Raw genomic sequence first — 17,908 nt, 5'->3', positions numbered from 1 at the left:
ATATTTACTCGAATCCGCCGATTCGACCCAGATTACCTAGGTTGAGCCAAACAAAGAAGGCTTTGCCCACAATGTTTTTATCTGGGACAAAACCCCAATAACGTGAGTCTGCGCTGTTATCACGGTTATCGCCCATCGCAAAGTAATGTCCTGGAGGTACCTTACAAGTCAGACCAGACTGCTGGTATTGGCAGAACTCAGAACCCGGAAAACGCTCAGTCGGAAATACTGTGGCCGGACGATCTGGGTCATTCAGAATCTCATGACGATTACCCCCCAAGTCTGCTGGGAAGGTTTCAGTGAAACGCTTGGCGTAACGCATATTCTCAGGGTCGAGATAAGGTTCGCCACCGCTGTATTGCAAAGGCTGACCATTAATAGTCAGTCGTTTATTTTCATAAGTGATTTCGTCACCTGGCAAAGCCACTACACGCTTAATATAATCGACGGATTCGTCTCGTGGGTAGCGGAACACCACAACATCACCGCGTTTAGGAGAACCCAAGTCAACTACTTTTTGATTAATTACAGGCAAACGAATTCCATAGGTAAATTTATTCACTAAAATGAAATCGCCTATCTGCAATGTAGGGATCATTGAGCCCGAAGGAATCTTGAACGGCTCAGCAATGAAAGAGCGCAACACAAATACCGCGCAAATGACTGGAAAGAAGCCAGCGGTGTACTCAAGCCATAAAGGCATGCGGTCATTACCAGCCAAACGCCTTTGCGGGGCAAAGTGCAATTTATCCGCAACCCAAGCGATTCCAGAAACAATTACCAGGATGAAAAGGACTAGAGCAAAGTTCATCAATCCTCCACCTGCAGAATAGCCAAGAAGGCTTCTTGTGGAATCTCCACGTTACCTACCTGCTTCATACGCTTCTTACCTTCTTTTTGCTTCTCTAATAGCTTGCGCTTACGAGAGATATCGCCGCCATAACACTTAGCCAAAACGTTCTTGCGCAATGCCTTTACGTTTTCACGAGCCACAATATTGCTACCAATTGCCGCCTGAATAGCTACATCAAACATTTGACGGGGAATGATGCCACGCATCTTCGCAACCACTTCGCGCCCGCGATGTTGACTATTGCTTCTGTGAACGATTACAGACAATGCATCCACACGATCGCCGTTGATCAAAATATCGACCTTCACTACATCTGCAGGTCGATATTCTTTGAACTCATAATCCATTGAAGCGTAGCCACGAGAGATGGACTTCAGCCTGTCAAAGAAGTCCAACACAATCTCAGCCATTGGCAATTCATAGGTGAGCTGCACTTGGCGACCAAGATAGTTCATACCCGTTTGAATACCGCGCTTTCCAACACATAAAGTAATCACTGAGCCAACATACTCTTGAGGCATATACAGGTTGACTGTAACAATCGGCTCCATGATGGTATCGACCTTACTGGTCTCTGGCATCTTTGATGGGTTATCCACCATTAAGATCGTGCCATCTGACTGCTGCACCTGATACACCACGGTTGGAGCAGTGGTAATGAGGTTCATGCCATACTGACGCTCCAAGCGCTCTTGCACAATCTCCATATGGAGCAAACCTAAGAAGCCGCAACGGAATCCAAAGCCTAAAGCCTGCGAAACTTCTGGTTCATATAAAAGTGAAGCGTCATTCAATTTGAGCTTCTCGAGTGACTCGCGCAATTGATCGTATTCACTAGCCTCAACTGGATATAGTCCTGCAAAGACTTGGGGTTTCACTTCTTTAAATCCAGGCAATGGTTCGGCTGCAGGAGTGCGGCCTTGCTGTCCAGGAGAGTGCGTCACGGTATCGCCAACCTTGGCAGCTTTCAATTCTTTAATACCAGCAATCACAAAGCCTACTTGACCCGCAGATAACTCTGGGCGATCTACTGATTTCGGACTGAATACACCAACATGCTCAACTAAGTGGGTTGAGCCATTCGCCATTAAGGTAATCTTTTCTTTTGGCTTTAGGGTGCCATTCACCACACGAATCAACATCACCACGCCAACGTAGTTGTCAAACCAAGAATCAATAATTAATGCTTGTAATGGCTCTGTCGCATTCCCTTTTGGTGGCGGCACTTTTGCGATCATTTCCTCAATCACGTCTGCAACACCCATACCCGTCTTGGCCGAACAGGTAACGGCTTCAGACGCATCAATGCCAATAACATCTTCAATCTCTTGTTTGGCGCGATCAGGATCTGCTTGCGGTAAGTCAATCTTATTGAGCACCGGCACAACCTCAACACCCAACTCAAGCGCCATATAACAGTTGGCAACGGTTTGCGCTTCAACCCCTTGGCTGGCATCGACTACCAACAATGCGCCTTCGCAAGCAGATAAAGAGCGACTGACTTCGTAAGAGAAATCCACGTGCCCAGGGGTATCAATCAAATTGATGTTGTAAATCTTGCCGTCTTTTGCCTTGTAATTCAAAGCTGCGGTTTGCGCCTTAATCGTGATGCCACGCTCACGCTCAATATCCATTGAGTCAAGAACTTGAGCTTCCATTTCGCGATCGGAGAGACCGCCGCAAAGTTGAATAATGCGATCGGCAAGCGTTGATTTGCCGTGATCGATATGGGCGATGATAGAAAAATTGCGGATTAAATCCATAGCGTCTTAATAGGTCATTCAAAAAACGCCTTGTCAGAACGCACCACAATGATGCGCTGCAAAAAGTCGTCTTGAAGTGATTGTAATGGGTGGCGCCCAAGAGGCGCCAAACCCCATTTTTAAGCCCAAAATAGGGTTATTTGGGCCTTACAGGGACCACCAAAGTGCTGTCGGCACGGCGGATAAAGACTGGAACAGCCCGATTGGCGTCCAAACCCTTTACAAGGGCTTCAAACTGCTTAACACCCGTGATATCCGCATCCGCAACCCGAATAATGACGTCCCCAGGTCGAATTCCTGCTCTGGCTAAGGGGCCATCCCCCAAACCAGTAACCTCAACTCCACCTTTGATGTTTAAGTCCTTCTTTTTGGATTCCGAAAGCTCGCTGACCGCAACCCCAAGGGCATTTGCACTGCCGCCATTTGCCGCAGGTGCATCAGACTTCTTATTGGCTGCCTGAGTGGATTCTGTATCCGCAACGGTAACAGTTAAATCACGAGTTCCACCTTTGCGCCAAACCTGCACTGGCACTGAAGTACCAGGCTTAGTTTCACCTACAACTCTTGGTAAGTCAGTTGACTTCGAAATATCGCGGCCATTAAAACTCAAAATCACATCGCCTGCTTCAATTCCACCGGCAGCAGCTGGACCGCCCGGCTCAACATTACGAACATAAGCACCACGTGGTTTTCCTAAGCCCAAACTCTCAGCAACCTCTTTGGTCATTTCACCCAAAGCAACACCAATACGACCTCGAGTCATCTTGCCATTCGTGCGCAATTGATCGGCAACACGCATTGCCTCATCAATCGGAATGGCAAATGAGATGCCCATGTATCCGCCAGAACGGCTAAAGATTTGGGAATTAATACCAATCACTTGACCGGCAGTATTTAAGAGTGGTCCACCTGAGTTTCCAGGATTAACTGCTACGTCAGTTTGAATGAAAGGCAAGTAGTCACCAGTATCGCGACTCTTGGCTGACACGATACCTGCTGTGACAGTGTTCTCAAGACCAAACGGAGACCCAATCGCTAGCACCCATTCTCCAACTCGCACCCTAGATGAGTCACCTAATGGCAGCTTTGGTAAGTCACGTGCTTCAATTTTGACAACCGCTACGTCAGTACGCTTATCCATACCAAGCAACTTTGCCTTGAACTCACGCTTATCCGTTAAGGTCACATAGATCGTAGTAGCACCCTCAACCACGTGTGCATTGGTCAAAATTAATCCATTGGATTCAATAATGAAACCAGAACCAACACCACGGTCCGCCTCTTGCGGTTTTCCGGGATTTGGCTGCGCCTGCTTAGGGCCATTCGGTAACCCAGGAATAGGCACACCAAAGAAACGACGAAAGAATTCAGCTTGATCCTCAGGCATTCCAGGGATGCCACCCTGCGCCTGCTGGACCACCACTTTTTCAGTTGTACGAATATTCACCACCGCAGGACTAGCTCGCTCAACCAAATCTGCGAAATCCGGAATTGTTACGCGTGGATTTTGTGCGGCAGCCGTTGGAATAAATGCGACATACCCAAGACTAAAAAAAGTCATGAGCGCAATTAAGTACTTTTTCATAATGCTATAGACCTACTTGGTGAAAACCAAAGATGAAGATAAAGAGAATATTAGGTCAATTTGCCGAAAATCAAGGTACCGTTAGTACCCCCAAAGCCAAAATTGTTTTTGACGGCATGGTCAATCTTCACGTCCCGAGCAGTATTAGCGCAGTAGTCCAAATCACACTCAGGGTCTTGATTGAAGATATTGATAGTAGGTGGTGATTTCTGGTTGTGTAGCGCCAGAATAGTAAATACAGACTCCAAGCCGCCGGCTCCGCCCAAAAGGTGGCCCGTCATGGACTTAGTGGAGTTGATTAAAGCCTTTTTAGCGTGATCGCCCAAGGCCGCTTTGATTGCTTCAGTTTCATTCTTATCACCCAGTGGCGTAGAAGTTCCATGAGCATTCAAATACTGAATTTGATCTGGATTAAGTTTGGCATCGCGCATTGCATTCACCATACAACGACGTGGGCCATCCATGTTCGGAGCAGTCATGTGATACGCATCACCACTCATACCAAAGCCGAGTAATTCACAATAAATTTTTGCGCCTCGCGCTTTTGCATGCTCGTACTCTTCAAGCACGACAACACCCGCACCTTCACCCAGAACAAAACCATCGCGGTCTTTATCCCAAGGGCGTGATGCAGTCGCAGGATCATCATTGCGTGTTGAAAGCGCTCTTGCAGAAGCAAATCCACCAACACCTAAAGCAGAGATTGTGGATTCAGCACCACCAGCAACCATCACATCAGCATCGCCGTACTGAATTAAACGTGCGGCCAAACCAATGCTGTGCAAACCCGTTGTACAAGCAGTTACCGCAGCAACGTTTGGACCTTTGAGACCAAACAAGATGCTGAGGTGGCCAGAAATCATATTGATGATTGAACCTGGAACAAAGAAAGGTGAGATGCGGCGAGGACCGCGAGCCAATAGCTCGGCACCGGTTTCTTCGATCATTGGCAGGCCACCAATACCGGAGCCAACCATTACACCAACGCGCTCGGCGTTTTGTTCGGTGATCTCTAAACCGCTATCACGAAGCGCTTGTGTGCCAGCAGCGATACCGTAATGGATAAAGGTATCCATATGGCGCGCTTCTTTGGCAGAAACATACTCTTCGACATTGAAATCTTTCACCTCTCCAGCGAAATGAACGCTAAGCGGAGTGTGGTCAAACTTGGTGATGGTTGCAATGCCTGATTTGCCCGCGAGCAAATTAGACCAAGCTAGATCAACTGAATTACCAACAGGTGAGATGAGGCCAAGGCCGGTGACTACAACCCGGCGTCGGCCATTTGATGCTGACACAGTAATACCTAAGCTAGGGAATTAACCCTGAGCTTTTGATTTAGCGAAGTCGATCGCGAGCTGAACTGTGGTGATCTTTTCAGCTTCCTCATCAGGAATTTCGATGCCGAATTCATCTTCCAAAGCCATAACCAACTCAACAGTGTCAAGAGAGTCAGCGCCCAAGTCGTTCACGAAAGAAGATTCATTCTTGATCTCTCCTTCTGCGACGCCTAATTGCTCAGCGACGATTTTCTTAACGCGTTGTTCGATGTTGTCCATTAATTTCCCCAGGGGTTGTAAAAAACGATGAAAAGAATTTTATCAGTTTGCTAGACCGGATTAGCAAATTTGCCGAAAAATCGTCAAATTCTTGCTTTGCCGTTAGGCCAGATAGAGCCCGCCATTCACATGTAGGGTATTACCCGTAATGTAAGCAGCGGCCGGAGAGGCCAAAAACGCCACAGCCTGAGCCACATCCTCGGGGCTACCCAATCTTGCCAAAGGAATGTTCACTTTTAGGGCATTTTGCTGCTCTTCGCTCAAAGCGCGGGTCATATCGGTATCTATAAAACCAGGAGCCACGCAGTTAACGGTAATGTTGCGGCTACCAATTTCACGGGCTAAAGCACGCGTCATGCCAGAAACACCTGCTTTTGCAGCAGCGTAATTTGCCTGACCAGGATTGCCCATGTGACCAACAATAGAAGTGATATTGATAATGCGGCCGCCGCGAGCCTTCATCATGGGACGCATGACCGCTTGTGACAAACGAAACACAGAACTGAGATTGGTATCAATCACATCAGTCCATTCATCAGACTTCATGCGCATCGCCAAGTTATCGCGCGTAATGCCAGCGTTGTTTACCAAGATATTGATACCGCCATATTCTTTCACGATCGAATCAATAATTTCTTCACAAGCATTTGGTGCGGTGACATTCAATACCTTACCTGCACCACCCGAAGCTTTTAAACGATCATCAATTGCCTTAGCGCCACTTTCTGAGGTTGCGGTGCCAATAACCTTAGCGCCACACTTCACTAACTCGTCTGCAATTGCTTGACCGATTCCGCGTGAGGCGCCAGTTACTAAAGCAATTTGTCCACTTAAGTCGAGATTCATATTTATCTTCCGCTATTTCTTTTAATCGCTGTTTTTAATCACTTGCTTTTATTTCAAGCTTGCCAGAACTTCATTCAAACTAGATTCATCAAAGACTGGCACACCAGTGACTTGATCATTAATACGCTTGGTAAGACCTGCCAAAACTTTGCCAGGGCCGCACTCCACTACTTGCGTGATGCCTTGAGCAGCCATGGCTTGAATTGTTTCTTGCCAACGCACAGGTTTTGCAGCCTGACGCACTAAGGCATCTTTAATTGCCATCGGGTCATTCAAAATTTCTACATCCACGTTATTAATCACGGGAATGGTTGGCGCCTTAAATTCGATATTGGCCAAATATGCTTTGAGCTTCTCAGAAGCAGGTTGCAATAAAGAAGAGTGGAATGGTGCTGATACTGGCAATGGCAATGCACGCTTTGCACCGGCCGCTTTTAATAACTCGCAAGCTTTAGTAACAGCGTCGCTTGCACCAGCAATCACCACTTGTCCAGGTGCATTGAAATTCACTGCCTCAACTACGCCACCAGAAGCAGCGCTTGCCTCAGCGCAAACTTTAATCACTGTCGCATCATCTAAACCCAAAATAGCCGCCATACCTCCAGTACCAACCGGAACGGCACTTTGCATCGCTTCAGCACGAAAACGCACCAAAGGCACCGCATCTTTAAAAGCAATCACGCCTGCTGCAACTAAGGCCGAATATTCACCAAGACTATGTCCAGCCATCACTTGAGGGGCGGGGCCACCAGCAGCCAACCACGCACGATAAAAAGCTACGCCAGCAGTCAACATCACGGGCTGCGTATTGGTAGTTAACGATAAAGCCTCAGCGGGGCCTTCAGCAATTAACTTGGCAACGTCTTCGCCCAAGGCTTCGGAAGCCTCTTGTAATGTTGCGCGCACTTCTGGACGTTCAGAAATGGAATTGAGCATGCCAACAGATTGAGAGCCTTGACCTGGAAATACGAATGCAAATGTCATGTGTTTAATTCGCTAATGAAAGAAATTAGAGAGATAGATAAATAAAAGTAAATTTTTCTTAGTATTTAATGGCAACCGCACCCCAAGCAAAACCACCGCCAACACCTTCTAACAACAGATGTTGACCACGCTTGATTTGTCCTGAGCGAACTCCGCAATCTAATGCCAAAGGAATTGAAGCGGCCGAAGTATTGCCATGCTCATGCACAGTAACAATAACCTTATCCATAGACATGCCCATTTTCTTGGCCGTGCCTTCCATGATTCGAATATTCGCTTGATGCGGCACTAACCAGTCGATTTGCTCGGGCTTGAGATTTGCCTTTTCAAGCGCCTCATGGGCAACTTGCTCCAATACCTTAACAGCTAGTTTAAATACGGCCTGGCCATCCATTGTCATAAATGGAGAGCCATGCACTTCACCATTACCAGCACGACCTGGTACACACAAAATATCGCGTTGACTACCATCAGCGTGCAAGGCAGTAGACAAAATGCCAGCTTCTTTTGAGGCCTCGAGCACAACCGCTCCAGCACCATCACCAAACAGAACACAAGTTCCACGATCTTGGAAATTCAAAATACGGGAGAATGTTTCTGCCCCAATGACCAATACTTTCTTATATGAGCCAGAGCGAACAAAAGCATCTGCAATAGCAAGTGCATAAGTAAAGCCAGCACAAACTGCTTGCACATCGAAAGCTGCACAAGAAGTGTGTGCACCTAATTTATCCTGCACTACGCAAGCAGTACTTGGAAAGCCGCCTAGATGATCTGGAGTAGAAGTAGCCAAAATGATGAGGTCTAAATCTTCGGAAGTAATTCCTGCGCTGCTTAGTGCAGCTTGTGCAGCCTTTACCGCCAAATCACTAGTGAGTTCATTGTCAGCAGCAAAGTGACGCGCAGATATTCCGCTGCGGGTCTTAATCCACTCATCACTGGTCTCTAAACCAGTTTTAGCAAGGCGCTCTACTAAATCTTGATTGCTTAGGCGTAACTCTGGAAGATAGCTTCCTGTGCCAGCCACTCTTGCAAAAATACTCATACTTTTGTCTCCACCACAAAGGCTGCCGCAATGCGCTCTACCATGCGATTCTTGGCTGCTTCATAAGCACGATCCAAGGCAAAGCCAAATGCATAACTGTCTGCGGAACCATGACTCTTAATCACGCAGCCGCGCAAACCCAGCAATACTGCACCGTTATAACGACGATGATCAACGCGCTTGCGCACTCTGAGCAAAGGCACCATTGCGCAAATTGCCATTAACTTCGTCAACAATGAACGATTAAATTCTTCACGGATCATTCCGCTCATCATCTTAGCCAAGCCTTCGCTAGCCTTTAAAACAACATTACCTACAAAGCCATCACACACCACAATATCCGTGGTTCCTTTAAAGATGTCATTACCTTCTACGTTGCCGTAAAAGTTCAAAGAAGTCTGGCGAAGTAATTCGCTAGTTTGCTTAACCACCTCATTGCCTTTAATGACTTCTTCACCAATATTCAGAAGGCCAATCGAAGGGTTTTGCTTGCCATCAACTACCTGCACCATCACGTTGGCCATTTGCGCAAACTGAACCAAGTGCATTGGTTCACAGTCTGCGTTTGCACCCAAATCCAGCATAGTCGTGCCACGCCCCAGTTCATTGGGAATGGCAGTAGCAATCGCAGGTCGATCAACACCATCGAGTGTTTTGAGGATATAGCGCGAGATCGCCATGAGCGCACCGGTATTACCGGAGGAGATAACTGCATCAGCAACCCCTTCTTTCACTTGCTCGATTGCCACGCGCATAGAGGAATCTTTTTTGCGTCGTAACGCAATCTCAATGGGATCATCCATCAAGACAACTTCGCTAGCAGGAATAATTTGAATGCGCTCCATTGGCGCTTTTGATGATTTACTCAAGACTTGCTTGATTAAATCGGGATCACCAACAAGGGCGATCCTCACATCTGCGTGTTTTTCTAAAAAATCGCAGGCAGCTGGAACCGTCACGACGACTCCATGATCTCCGCCCATGGCATCAATAGCGAGAGTAACGCTCATAAGCTCATTGATTGCTGCAAGTGATTTATCCAAGAAAAAAGCGGCTTTTACTGGAGCCGCTTCGATCTGTTTGGACTAAAAAATTAGTCGTTTTTTGTTTTAACAACTTTGCGACCACGATAGTAGCCGTTAGGTGAAATGTGGTGGCGCAAGTGAGCCTCACCAGTTGTGGCTTCAACAGCCGTAGCAGGTGCGGTCAAAAAGTCGTGCGCACGATGCATGCCACGTTTGGAAGGTGATTTTTTATTTTGTTGAACGGCCATATTGAACTCCTAAGCAAGGCGACATTCTAGCATGGAAAAGCGTCTAAATGCTTGATTTATTGACAAAAGATACTCAAAACAACAACAGAAATACAAACCTTAATTTCAGTTTTTCTTCATATTTTTCAATATGTTAAAGGGATTTTCCCGCTCAACTTCGGCATCCTCATCAGCCCCATCACCAAAAGTGGAGGCGTGGGGCTCACAAAACCCATCTGGATGCTTTGGAATCAGGGGTAAAGACAACAAAACCTCATCCTCAATGGCCTCCAAGAGGTTGAAATGCTGACTTACCACCAAAGGCTCCTGCTCTTCATCCTCAATGGAATAGTCATCCGCCTCGGCATCAGTCAAAACCAAGATAAAACGTCTCTTTTCATCCAAATCCACTGCGCAATCCTGCAAACAACGCAGGCAAACGAGATGCAGACGCCCTTTTAGACCCAATTCGAGGATCTGATGAGGCTCACTGCCTGGAGAATTTTCGAAATGGGTCGCAACCGACCAGCTAAAACCGTCCGTTGGATTGATTACCGAAACTTCCTCGGCCACCCTTGGCAAGTCCGAGATGCTTAAAAAACCAGCACCCTTATAAGATTGAGGAGCACAAAAATCGACCCTCTTTAACGCACTAGGCTCTGCAGATAGCTCGACTTGAGGTAAAACTTGATTACGATTCATAGCATCAGTCTAAATGAAGCCGCACCAGAAAGCACAGAATACGATGAGTAGTTTTCAAAACCAACGCTTGATTCTAGGATCAACATCCCAATATCGCCGCGAACTTTTAGAGCGTCTGCGCATTCCATTTGAGGTGATTTCACCGCAGGTCGATGAAACACCTCTCACCGGTGAGAGCACTCTCGAATTAGCAATGCGCCTCGCGCATGCAAAAGCAGCTGCAGTTGCCAAAGAACATCCAGATGCTTGGGTCATTGGCTCTGATCAAGTTGCCGATCTGTGTGGCGCTGCAATTGGTAAACCAGGAAATTTTGAAAGGGCGTTAGCGCAGTTGCAACTGATGCGAGGTCAAAAAGTGACTTTTCAAACGGCATTGTGTTTGATGAAGGGCGATACCCACACTACCCTCTGCGTTCCAACTGAAGTCACCTTTCGCAAACTCTCTGATGATGTTTTAGAAAGTTACCTATTGGCCGAAGAGCCCTATGATTGCGCGGGTAGCGCCAAATCAGAAGGTCTAGGCATCAGCCTGCTAGACGCCATTAAGAGTGATGACCCAACTGCTTTAATTGGCTTACCGCTCATTGCCTTAACGGGATTATTGCGTGATGCTGGTTTTGTCATTCCACTCAAAACCTAATGCGACCAATTTAAAAGGATCATCGGAAAATATTTTATGGCTAAGCTTGGCACCCTATATTTAATTCCCAACACCTTGGGCAACGATAGTCGTGTTGAGCAACTACCTTGGGTCCTTCCCGCGGAGACCATTGCGCAATCAGCCAAGCTCAAGCATTGGATTGTGGAAGATGCTAAAACAGCACGCGCCCTGTTAAAAGCAATCGATTCTGCTTCTCCATTGGCTTGCACGATTCAAGAAATGCAGATGAGTGAGTGGCGCGGTGCCGCACGCAATGCCAAGTATGGCGACTCTGTAAAACCCACTGATTTACTAAAACCTCTGCTTGCTGGAAATGACATGGGTTTGATGTCGGAAGCGGGCGTACCCGGCGTAGCTGACCCAGGCGCAGAGCTTGTTCTGGCGGCACATCAGTTGGGTGCACAAGTAAAGCCATTGGTTGGACCAAGCTCAATATTGCTCGGGCTAATGGCAAGTGGACTAAATGGTCAACGCTTTGCATTTCAAGGCTACCTACCTCATGACACCCATGAGCGCACAACAAAGTTAAAGCAATTAGAAGTAGAGTCTCGCAAATTACAACAAACGCAAATTTGGATTGAGACTCCCTATCGCAACACCGCAATGTTGATGGCTTGCATTAATTCATTAGCGCCGCAAAGCTTGCTTTGCCTGGGGGTGGATCTCAGCCTGCCATCAGAAACGATCACAACATTATCGATTGCAGATTGGCGTAAACGCTATCCAAATGAGGCTGCGTGCGCCCCACTACAAAATAGGCCAACAGTATTTCTACTATTGGCCTAGAGCTTCATTGCTTTAGCTATGCTTTCTGTTTTTTGTCTTATTACTTGTTTCGCTCTTAATTTATTTCAGATCCGGCGTCTTTACTAAAGCCTTACCAGCAGCAGCGCCAGCCTCAGCCCCAAAGCGTTTAGCTACACGCTCTGCAAAGTTTTCTTTCATGGTGTAGTCCAGAACATCGGGTGCTTTGAAGATATCGCGCGCAACGGTATCAACCGTGCCATAGCCATCAGCCAAACCAATCTTGACGGCTTGCTCGCCATTCCAGATACGTCCCGAGAATAAATCCGGCACATCCTTTAAGCGATCACCACGACCCTCTTTTACTACCGCAATAAATTGCTGGTGAATCTCATCAATCATGGTCCTTACCATTTCAACTTGTTTTGGATTCTCCTTGCTAAATGGATCCAACATACCCTTGTTAGATCCTGAGGTAATCATGCGACGAGTCACACCCAACTTATCCATTAAGCCAGTAAAGCCAAAGCCTTCCATGATCACGCCAATAGAGCCTACTAAACTGGCTTTATCAACCAAGATTTGGTCTGCGGCGACAGCAACGTAATACCCACCCGATGCACAGATATCTTCCACTACGACATAAAACGGTTTCTTGGGGTAAAGCTTTCGCAAGCGATGTATCTCATCATTAATCATGCCGGCCTGAACTGGCGAACCACCAGGGCTATTGATGCGCAGCACCACCCCAGCACTTTGCTCATTCTCAAACGCCGATAGTAAAGAAGAATTAATGTCCATCGCATTGGCCAATGAACTTGAAGAGATCTCCCCTTCCAAAGTCACTAAGGCCGTATGCTTTTCTACGCCCATGCCTTTGCCTGGAAGATGAAAATCAAATATCGACAACAAAGCACCCACAATTACCAACAAAGTTAAGACTCTTAATAACGCCTTCCAGCGACGTGCTTTACGAGTCTCTTTCAAGTTCTCCAATAAGAGGTGCTCAAGCGCTTGGCGCTCCCAGTTTGGATTTGGATTATTTTCCATATTTTTAAATTCCTCTGTATTTCTTAATTACTTGCTAATTTAATTGCCAGGTTACAAATTCTGTTTAAGCCATTGCGCAAGTTCCGCAACACTATTGACATGCGCCAATGAGGGCGATTCCTTTAGGGTACTTGGAGGATGGGCGCCATAAGTGACTGCAACAGCATCGACACCAGCATTGACTGCCATATCCAAGTCATGCGTCGTATCACCGATCATCAGCATGCGACGAGTCGGCACTTGAGTAACATCTGATAACTCCAACAGCATCCCCGGATGGGGCTTCGAGAAAGATTCATCAGCAGTACGAGTCTCATGAAAAAGATGGCCGATTTGATGATGCTTTAAAGACCGATCGAGACCTACGCGCGATTTACCAGTTGCCACTCCAAGCAAATACTGATCATCATGCAGTTGCTCTAACAATTCACGAATGCCAACAAACAAATCGAGCTCATGATCTTTGGCTAAGTAGTGATAACGAAAACGATCCGTCAACTTTTGAAAATGCATCGGCTCAATCCAAGGTACCGCTCTTCGCAATGAGTCCTGAATCCCCAAACCAATTACTGAACTTGCCAAAGTGTCGTCTGGCGCCTTAAAGCCTAGGTCACGGCAAGCTTGCTGAATGCAATGCACGATTGTTGGCGTGGAATCCATGATGGTTCCATCCCAGTCCCAAACAATCAGGTCATAGGGTCGATTTGATTTATTCGAATTGTTTGATTGAGGCATTCTGCTTTTTACAATTCAAAAGTTTTCATCATGGCAGTAAATTCTAGAGGCAACGGCGACTCAATCCGCATTTTTTCACCCGTGCGTGGATGCGTAAAGCCGGCCAGATGAGCATGTAGATATAAACGCTTCGATTTAATCTGCTTATCTAAATCTTCAAAGCCGTACTTATCATCACCCAAAATCGCGTGTCCTAATTTTTGTAAGTGCACCCGAATCTGATGTGTGCGCCCTGTCTTGAGCTGTGCTTCAGCCAAAGTAATGGTAGCGTCTTCACGCTGAAGTGTTTTAGTCACTCGCAATGCGGTATGACTTGGCAGACCATCTGGATCAACTCGAACGCGGCGCTCACCGTTAGGCAAAAGATACTTATGCAACGGATATTTAAGCTGCATGGTCTGTGCGCCCTGATTAATTGCACCATGTGCAAGCAAGAAGTAGCGCTTATCAGTTTGACCTTCACGAATTTGGCGATGCAGCTCTACCAGGGCACTACGCTTTTTAGCCAGCAGCAGAACTCCAGAAGTATCTCGGTCTAAGCGATGCACCAGTTCCAGGAACTTGAGCTCGGGGCGGGTGATGCGCAAGGTTTCAATTACCCCGAGTGCAATACCAGAACCCCCATGGACTGCCAAACCAGCCGGCTTGTTCACTATTAAGAGGGCCTCATCTTCAAAAAGAATTGGCATTTTGTCTGAATAGCCATGCGCCCGAGACTTGGTTTGAGCAGTATTCACCGCCGCCATTTGGGCTGGTTCGGCAATACGCACTGGCGGGACACGCACAACATCACCCTCAATCAAGCGCGTGGTTGGCTCTGCCCGCTTTTTATTGACCCGAACCTCGCCAGATCGAATAATTCGGTAAACATGGCTTTTAGGAACCCCTTTAGCCCAGCGTAGTAAATAGTTATCCAAGCGTTGGCCAGCCTCTTCCGGACCAATGGTCTGAAGGTGCACCGCAGCAGACACTGAAGTAGTTGGTGTTTTTTGCTTTAAAGGCTTGGAAATGGGTTCTGATTTCATGATTTATCTCTCTTGTGACCCCAGTAGGGGACGACAAGGGACTCAACAATACCCCATTGTCACGCAACTTGTGCCGTATAATCAACGCTCTAGCCAATTTATTGGCTAGATCCCAACCTGAAGTCAGGTTTGAATCGTGGAGCTTGGAGTCGCCCTTTAATAGACTCCCGGGGTTGCCCCTCCCCCGTTGTAATGAGGCGCAGGGTTGGTGTGCCGTATGCCGCGACCCGCGATTAGAAGACAGTTTTCAGGCGCGCGCCTGCATTGATGACCTAAAGGAGGTCTCTGCGGCGATCGTCAAGTGTGGCACCGATTTAACCAACCGTTAACTGGGTGAACTAAGCAAAAAGTGCTTAGATTTGCATGATCCACACTCATAAACCACCTTAGGTACAGACCTAAGTGGTATTTAACTTGTCCCCTAACGCAGCGCGCAAGGTCACCCTCCCCCATAGGAGAGTGTTATGAAACGCATGTTGTTTAATGCAACTCAACAAGAAGAGTTGCGAGTTGCCATCGTTGATGGTCAAAAACTCATTGATATCGATATCGAAGCTGCCGGCCGTGAACAACGCAAAGGCAATATCTACAAAGGTGTCATTACCCGTATTGAACCTTCCCTTGAGGCCTGCTTTGTCAATTACGGCGAAGAGCGCCATGGCTTCTTACCATTTAAGGAAGTGGCCCGCAGTTACTTTAAAGAGGGTATCGACGTCCGCAATGCTTCTATCAAAGATGCTTTGCGTGAAGGTCAAGAAATCATTGTCCAGGTAGAAAAAGAAGAGCGCGGCCAAAAAGGCGCTGCCCTCACCTCCTTTATCTCCTTGGCTGGCCGCTATTTGGTCTTGATGCCAAATAACCCACGTGGAGGCGGCGTATCTCGTCGCATTGAAGGTGAAGATCGTCAAGAACTCCGTGAGGCTATGGCTCAATTAGAAGTGCCAGACGGCATGAGCATCATTGCTCGTACTGCTGGTATTGGTCGTGATGCTACTGAATTGCAATGGGACTTAAGTTACCTATTGCAATTGTGGAAAGCGATTGATGAAGCTGCTAAAGGCAATTCTGCCCCACTATTGATCTATCTCGAATCTAGTTTGGTCATTCGTGCAATTCGCGATTACTTTCAGCCAGATATTGGCGAGATTCTCATCGATACCGATGACATCTACGAGCAAGCTGCCGCATTTATGTCTGTTGTTATGCCAGACAACTTGCCTCGCGTGAAGCGTTACCAAGATGACGTGCCTTTGTTCTCACGCTTCCAGATTGAGCATCAAATTGAAACCGCATACTCACGCACCGTGCCACTCCCATCTGGTGGCGCAATTGTGATCGACCACACAGAAGCCTTGGTTTCGGTGGACGTGAACTCAGCACGTGCAACCCGCGGTTCTGATATTGAAGAAACTGCAACACGCACAAACTTAGAAGCCGCCGATGAAATCGCTCGTCAAGCACGTTTACGTGACTTGGGTGGCTTGATCGTCATTGACTTCATTGACATGGAGTCCAGCAAAGCACAGAAGGATGTTGAGAATCGCTTGCGCGATGCCCTGCGTCATGACCGCGCCCGCGTACAAATGGGCAAGATCTCCAAATTTGGCTTAATGGAAATGTCGCGCCAGCGTTTGCGCCCTGCATTATCTGAAGGTAGCCATGTAACCTGCCCACGTTGTAATGGCACTGGTCACATTCGCGATACTGAATCTTCTGCTTTGCAAGTTCTGCGCATCATCCAAGAAGAGGCGATGAAGGAAAACACTGCAGCAATTCATACTCAGGTACCAGTTGAAGTGGCTGCATTCCTCTTGAATGAAAAACGCGCTGAAGTGATCAAGATTGAGACGCGCTTCAAAGTAAATGTCTTAATGGTTCCCAACAAGCATCTAGAGACTCCACATTACAAACTAGAGCGTTTGCGTCATGATGATCCTCGTCTTGACGATCAAAAAGCAAGCTATGTGATGGCAGAAGAAGCTGCTCGCGAACTTGAGACAGATACCACCGTAAGCAAAAAAGATGCTGATGTAAAAGCACGCCCAGAAGCTGCGGTTAAGGGCATCACTCCAACTCAACCTGCGCCGATCAGCCAACCACGTCCTGCTCGCACTGAAAAAGTAGCTAAAGCAGAAAAAACTGGTGGTTTATTTGGCTTTATTAAGAGCCTCTTTGGTTCATCACCAGCAGTTGAAGAGAAGCCAGCCCCAAGCCACTCACGTGGTCGCAATCAAGGGCGCAATGGTAACGACCGCAATCGCGGGCGCAACCGCCGAGGCGACCGCACTGAACGTGCTGAGCGTCCTGCCGCGAATGCAGCTGAAGGCACTCCAGCAGAAGGCTCTAACAATAATCGCAATCGCAATAACCGTAACGGCAACCGCAACCAGGGCAATCAAAATGGTCCCAAACCAGAGCGCCAAGCTAATCCAGCTGCAGTAACGCCTGCAACTGAAGCAGCGCCTGGGAATGAAACTACTCCTGCAGCTGATGGCGAAGAACGTCGTGGTCGTGGTCGCAATCGACGTGGTCGTGGTCGCGGTCAACGTGGCGAGCGTACTGAAGGCGGTGGTGAAGCCACTAACCCAGCGGCAGCCACAACCGTAAATGCAGTGACTGCCAGCCCATTTGCAGGCCCTCCAGTTGGGATGGCTGGTGCATCTGCAAGCATGCCGATTCAGAACCTTGTCAATAGCTTTGGAAATGCAAAGCCTGCGGCAGAGAAACAAGAAAGACAAGAGCGCGCTCCACGTGCGCCACGTCAATCTAATCGCCCTGCACAGAGTGCTCCTGCATCTCCTCCAATCGTCCAAGCTGCTGTTGCAGTCACTTCTTCAGTAGAAGTAATTAGTAAGCCCGCACCAGAACTTCCTAAAGTTGCTTTCCAAGCGCTTGAGGAAACTCCGTTGCATAGCGTTGTGCAGTCAGCCGGCATGATTTGGGTCGCCACTGATTCTGCAAAACATGCTGAAGCACAAAGCCAGATTCAAGCAGAACCCGTTGCACACAACTTAGGCAGAGCGCCTAGGCCTGCTGCTCAACTTCCTGATGGCCCTATGGTTTTAGTTGAAACCGGCGGCCAAGAAAAAACGGTTTAAGTCATT

General features: G+C 47.6%; 17 protein-coding genes. 3 read left to right on the top strand and 14 right to left on the bottom strand.

What is annotated here, in order from left to right; translation table 11 throughout:
* Positions 1-4: 4 nt before the first annotated feature.
* The 11 genes from lepB to ICV36_RS02185 form a co-directional block, all read right to left on the bottom strand.
* On the bottom strand, positions 5-811 hold the full coding sequence (gene lepB / locus ICV36_RS02235) for a signal peptidase I (protein WP_215400927.1): 807 nt from the start codon (positions 809-811) through the stop codon (positions 5-7).
* Positions 811-2,616, bottom strand: a complete 1,806-nt coding sequence (gene lepA / locus ICV36_RS02230) for a translation elongation factor 4 (RefSeq protein ID WP_215400926.1) — start codon at positions 2,614-2,616, stop codon at positions 811-813. Before lepA ends, lepB begins: the two co-directional genes overlap by 1 nt.
* Before the next feature lie 136 nt (positions 2,617-2,752).
* Positions 2,753-4,201 (bottom strand): DegQ family serine endoprotease, encoded by a 1,449-nt coding sequence (locus tag ICV36_RS02225; protein WP_251375052.1) that lies wholly within the window; start codon positions 4,199-4,201, stop codon positions 2,753-2,755.
* Positions 4,202-4,251: 50 nt separating this feature from the next.
* Positions 4,252-5,499, bottom strand: a complete 1,248-nt coding sequence (gene fabF / locus ICV36_RS02220; protein ID WP_215400925.1) for a beta-ketoacyl-ACP synthase II — start codon at positions 5,497-5,499, stop codon at positions 4,252-4,254.
* Positions 5,500-5,520: 21 nt separating this feature from the next.
* Positions 5,521-5,760, bottom strand: coding sequence for an acyl carrier protein (acpP, locus tag ICV36_RS02215; RefSeq protein WP_215361078.1), 240 nt, complete (start codon positions 5,758-5,760; stop codon positions 5,521-5,523).
* Between the two features lie 102 nt (positions 5,761-5,862).
* The gene (gene fabG, locus ICV36_RS02210; RefSeq protein ID WP_215400924.1) at positions 5,863-6,606 is read right to left on the bottom strand and encodes a 3-oxoacyl-ACP reductase FabG; all 744 of its coding nucleotides are present in this window, start codon (positions 6,604-6,606) and stop codon (positions 5,863-5,865) included.
* Positions 6,607-6,654: 48 nt separating this feature from the next.
* Positions 6,655-7,590: an ACP S-malonyltransferase gene (gene fabD, locus ICV36_RS02205; protein WP_215400923.1), complete on the bottom strand. Its 936-nt coding sequence runs from the start codon at positions 7,588-7,590 to the stop codon at positions 6,655-6,657.
* 58 nt (positions 7,591-7,648) lie between these two features.
* Positions 7,649-8,635: a beta-ketoacyl-ACP synthase III gene (locus tag ICV36_RS02200; RefSeq protein WP_305848871.1), complete on the bottom strand. Its 987-nt coding sequence runs from the start codon at positions 8,633-8,635 to the stop codon at positions 7,649-7,651.
* On the bottom strand, positions 8,632-9,645 hold the full coding sequence (gene plsX / locus ICV36_RS02195) for a phosphate acyltransferase PlsX (RefSeq protein WP_215400922.1): 1,014 nt from the start codon (positions 9,643-9,645) through the stop codon (positions 8,632-8,634). The genes ICV36_RS02200 and plsX overlap by 4 nt, the downstream gene beginning before the upstream one ends.
* 83 nt (positions 9,646-9,728) lie before the next feature.
* The gene (gene rpmF, locus ICV36_RS02190; RefSeq protein ID WP_011902241.1) at positions 9,729-9,908 is read right to left on the bottom strand and encodes a 50S ribosomal protein L32; all 180 of its coding nucleotides are present in this window, start codon (positions 9,906-9,908) and stop codon (positions 9,729-9,731) included.
* Positions 9,909-10,013: 105 nt separating this feature from the next.
* Positions 10,014-10,589: a DUF177 domain-containing protein gene (locus tag ICV36_RS02185; protein WP_215400921.1), complete on the bottom strand. Its 576-nt coding sequence runs from the start codon at positions 10,587-10,589 to the stop codon at positions 10,014-10,016.
* Positions 10,590-10,632: 43 nt separating this feature from the next.
* Here ICV36_RS02185 and ICV36_RS02180 point away from each other — a divergent pair, with 43 nt between their 5' ends.
* A complete protein-coding gene (locus ICV36_RS02180) occupies positions 10,633-11,229 on the top strand; it encodes a Maf family nucleotide pyrophosphatase (protein ID WP_215400920.1) in 597 nt (198 codons plus the stop codon).
* 36 nt (positions 11,230-11,265) lie between these two features.
* Positions 11,266-12,036 carry an SAM-dependent methyltransferase gene (locus tag ICV36_RS02175; RefSeq protein WP_215400919.1) on the top strand — a complete coding sequence of 257 codons (771 nt, stop codon included), beginning with the start codon at positions 11,266-11,268 and terminating at the stop codon, positions 12,034-12,036.
* A 60-nt stretch (positions 12,037-12,096) separates the two neighbouring features.
* On the opposite strand, the gene sppA is transcribed toward ICV36_RS02175, so the two are convergent.
* Genes sppA through ICV36_RS02160 form a run of 3 tightly spaced genes read right to left on the bottom strand, consistent with a single transcriptional unit; the run spans position 12,097 to position 14,804 of the window.
* Positions 12,097-13,044, bottom strand: a complete 948-nt coding sequence (gene sppA, locus ICV36_RS02170; protein ID WP_215400918.1) for a signal peptide peptidase SppA — start codon at positions 13,042-13,044, stop codon at positions 12,097-12,099.
* Positions 13,045-13,095: 51 nt separating this feature from the next.
* The gene (locus ICV36_RS02165; RefSeq protein ID WP_215400917.1) at positions 13,096-13,779 is read right to left on the bottom strand and encodes an HAD-IA family hydrolase; all 684 of its coding nucleotides are present in this window, start codon (positions 13,777-13,779) and stop codon (positions 13,096-13,098) included.
* Positions 13,780-13,787: 8 nt separating this feature from the next.
* Positions 13,788-14,804, bottom strand: coding sequence for an RluA family pseudouridine synthase (locus ICV36_RS02160; protein WP_215400916.1), 1,017 nt, complete (start codon positions 14,802-14,804; stop codon positions 13,788-13,790).
* Between the two features lie 464 nt (positions 14,805-15,268).
* Here ICV36_RS02160 and ICV36_RS02155 point away from each other — a divergent pair, with 464 nt between their 5' ends.
* Positions 15,269-17,902: an Rne/Rng family ribonuclease gene (locus ICV36_RS02155; protein ID WP_215400915.1), complete on the top strand. Its 2,634-nt coding sequence runs from the start codon at positions 15,269-15,271 to the stop codon at positions 17,900-17,902.
* Positions 17,903-17,908: the final 6 nt, after the last annotated feature.

Origin of the sequence: Polynucleobacter sp. MWH-UH35A (assembly GCF_018687075.1) — a bacterium.
Taxonomy (GTDB): domain Bacteria; phylum Pseudomonadota; class Gammaproteobacteria; order Burkholderiales; family Burkholderiaceae; genus Polynucleobacter.
The sequence above is the reverse complement of the archived record's forward strand: the minus strand, read 5'-3'. Positions and strand labels throughout refer to the sequence as shown.